Raw genomic sequence first — 3,264 nt, 5'->3', positions numbered from 1 at the left:
GTTGCCGACGATCGCGTCGGAGGACGCGGCCATCACGATGCCGACGCCGAGACCGAGCGCGACGAACGGCGGCCACATGGCGGCGTACGAGGAGTCGGCGCTCCACGCGAGCATCGTGAACGCGGCGCCGGCCTGGAGCACCATCCCGAGCGGCATGGTCAGGCGCGCGCCGAACTTCTCCGTGAGCTTCGCGCCGAGCGGCGAGGCCACCATGGAGGCGAGGCTGAGCGGCAGGGTGCGCACACCGGCCTGGACGGGCGTGAAGCCGTGCACGTTCTGCAGGTACAGCATCACGAAGAAGATCATGCCGAGCAGGACGAAGAAGTTCAGCGCGGTGACGACCGTACCGATGGTCAGGGCCGGGTTGCGGAACAGCCGCATGGGCAGGAGAGGGTGCGCGACGCGGGTCTCGAACCAGCCGAAGAGGACCAGGACGACCACGCCCCCGGCGATCACGCCGAGCGTGCCGGCCGAAGTCCAGCCCCAGGTCTCGCCCTTGACGACGCCGAAGACGACGGCGAGCAGTCCGAGCGCGAGCAGCACGACGCCGGGCACGTCGAACTTCTCGCTCGCTGCCGCCTCGTTCCTGGACTGCGGCAGCACCAGGAGGCTGAAGACGAGGGCGATCACGCCGATGGGGGCGTTGATGTAGAAGACGGACTCCCAGTTGACGTGCTGGACGAGCAGTCCGCCGACGATCGGGCCGAGCGCGGTGGCGACGGACGAGATCATCGCCCAGATGCCGACCGCCATGCCGAACTTCTTCGGCGGGAACACCGCACGCAGCAACGCAAGGGTGTTGGGCATGAGCATCGCGCCGAAGAGGCCCTGAACGGCCCGGAAGGCGATGACGCCCTCGATCGAGCCGACCAGCCCGATCGCGACGGACGCGAGGGTGAATCCGACGACGCCGACGAGGTAGAGGGTGCGGCGCCCGAAGCGGTCACCGAGTTTGCCGCCGAGGATGAGGGCGGCGGCGAGGGCGAGCAGGTAGGAGTTGGTGACCCACTGCAGTTCGGCGGTGGAGGCGCTCAGGTCGCGGGCGATCTCGGCGTTGGCGATCGAGACGACCGAGCCGTCGAGGCCGACCATGAACAGGCCGAACGCGACAGCGAGCAGCGTCAGCCAGGGGTTGGAGCGAAGACCGCGGGGGTGGGGGTCGGACACGGGAGTGGGCGCTGTGGAAACAGCGGTGACAGGCATGTGTGAGCTGTCCTCGGACGTGTGGCGCGCGGCTGGGGCGCGTGGACATGGGGGGCGAGCTGTGAGTGGGGGATGCGCAGCAGCCCGCACATCCGGCCCTGCCGCAGCGGCGGCAAGGGCAGGAGGCGTAGGGCGGCCGGACCGGACGGTCAGGCGGCGGAGTGGTCGCGCAGGTGCCGGGTGAGGGCCTCGAGGGCGCCGAGCGCCGAGCCGAGGGCGTCGCGGTCGCCGTCCGTGAGAGTGCGCAGCGCGGCCGCGAGCTGTCGCGCCGCGACGTCCTCGGCCTGGCGGATGCGCTGACGCGCCTTGGCGGTGACACGCAGGTGCGCGACGCGCTTGTCGGTGTCGTCCTGGTGCCGTTCCAGCAGGCCCGCGTCGGTGAGGCGGGTGACCAGGGCACTGACGTTGTTCGGCATCATCCGCAGCGCGCCGGCAGCCTTGTGGACGGTCGCGCCGTCGTGCTCGGCGACGTACTGGAGCAGGGCCAACTGCCGCTCGGGGAGCTTGGGATAGGGCAGTCGGCGGTCGACGCTCTGTTTGACGAACCGGTTCAGCGCGGGCAGGCACGCCACGAGGCCTGCGGCCACCTGGTCGACGCCCTGGCTCGGAGGAGCCTCACTGATTCCGGTCACGACACAAAGTTACCTATGAAAAGAAACCTATGTCAAAATACTGAACTGGCCGGAGCACGTCATACGGTGCTGGGCGGTGGGGCCCACCGGTGGGTGCGGGGCACCGCGCTCGTCGGCCGGATCGATGTCCGCCACCGCGATGTCCGCGCCCTCCGCCGCGAGGCTGCGGGCGATCTCCTGCGGCAGAGCCGTCGTGCAGGGATGGTGCGCTTGGAGAGTGCGGATCAGTGGCGGCTTGTCCGTCCAATGAACATGACCGTTGAGCGTGATGGAGGTCACTCCTAGCTTGACGCTGCTCGGCCGGTTGTCACCGCGCCGAGCAGCCTCCTGAATCAGGTGGGGTGGATGGGCGACGCGGAGACGCTCCGTGAGCTCAGGGGCGGCACGGCAGCGGTGTTGCCGGGATGACCGCGACAAAAAGCACCACAGCAGGGTCCGGCAGCGGACGCCGGTTCCGACAGCAGCGCCTCGCGCCAAGGAGTCGTCCATGGTTCAGATCGATTCACCGAAGGTGGTGGAGGGAGAGGGTGGCAGATACACCCTGACCTCGGGCACCCTGGCCGCGGTGGTTCTCGCCGTGTGCCTCGCGCAGATGGCCCTTGCCGTCCCTTCGCTCATCAACGGGCTGCTCCAGCAGGATCTCGCGCCGTCGTCGGCCCAACTGACGTGGGTCGCCGACGCCTTCTTTCTTCCTGTCGCCGCGTTGGAACTGGGCTTCGGCGTGTTCGGCGACCTGTTCGGCCGTAAGCGTCTGCTCGTGGGGGGCGCCGCGCTCATCGCGGTCGGCTCGACCGTCGCGGTCCTGGTGCCGGGTTCGGGATACTCGACCGACACCCGGGTGTCGTTGCTGATCCTCGCCCAGCTTCTCAGCGGCATCGGGGCCGCGGCCATCTTCCCGACGAGCCTCGCCATGGTGGCGGCCGGCACCCACACCACCGCCAGCCGCGCTCGCGGCGTGGCGATCTGGGCCGCCGCGCTGTCGATCGGCGGTTTCCTCGGACCGCTGCTGGCGGGTCTCTCCACCAAGATCCACAGCGGTTGGGCCGGGAACGCGAACTGGCGCTGGGCCTACGTCGGTGTTCTGGTCATCGCCGCGGTGAGCGCGCTCCTGTCGCTGGCCATCGCCCGCGACTCCTCCGCGCCCGAGGGCCGGTCCCTCGACTGGCCGGGGCAGATCACCTCCACACTCGGCCTGTTCGCTCTGCTCTACGCCGTGATCCAGGGCTCCGAGAGCGGCTGGGGGAGCCCGCAGATCGTCATCGCGTTCCTCGCCGCGGCCGTGCTCCTCGGGCTGTTCGTCTTCGTGGAGAACCGCGCGGACGCGCCGCTTCTTCTCCTGAGCGTCTTCAGTAACCGGGCGTTCGCCGTGAACTCGGTGGTCACCGTGATCGGGATGTTCGGCTTCCTCGCGATCATGTACTCCACCAGT

General features: G+C 69.3%; 4 protein-coding genes. 1 reads left to right on the top strand and 3 read right to left on the bottom strand.

Annotation, left to right across the window (positions count from 1 at the left end):
* The 3 genes from JF597_RS04670 to JF597_RS04660 form a co-directional block, all read right to left on the bottom strand.
* On the bottom strand, positions 1 to 1,203 hold a 1,203-nt coding region (locus tag JF597_RS04670), incomplete at its 3' end, for an MFS transporter (RefSeq protein WP_293989249.1).
* Positions 1,204 to 1,352: 149 nt separating this feature from the next.
* The gene (locus tag JF597_RS04665) at positions 1,353 to 1,826 is read right to left on the bottom strand and encodes a MarR family transcriptional regulator (RefSeq protein WP_293989252.1); all 474 of its coding nucleotides are present in this window, start codon (positions 1,824 to 1,826) and stop codon (positions 1,353 to 1,355) included.
* A gap of 36 nt (positions 1,827 to 1,862) precedes the next feature.
* The gene (locus JF597_RS04660; protein ID WP_293989246.1) at positions 1,863 to 2,114 is read right to left on the bottom strand and encodes a hypothetical protein; all 252 of its coding nucleotides are present in this window, start codon (positions 2,112 to 2,114) and stop codon (positions 1,863 to 1,865) included.
* 208 nt (positions 2,115 to 2,322) lie between these two features.
* Between JF597_RS04660 and JF597_RS04655 the strand changes: the two genes are divergently transcribed.
* Positions 2,323 to 3,264: MFS transporter (locus tag JF597_RS04655; protein ID WP_293989243.1), on the top strand; the 942-nt coding region annotated here is incomplete at its 3' end.

This window comes from Streptomyces sp., assembly GCF_019510245.1.
Lineage (GTDB): Bacteria > Actinomycetota > Actinomycetes > Streptomycetales > Streptomycetaceae > Streptomyces.
Note: the sequence above shows the minus strand (reverse complement) of the source record. Positions and strands in the feature narration are given on the sequence as shown.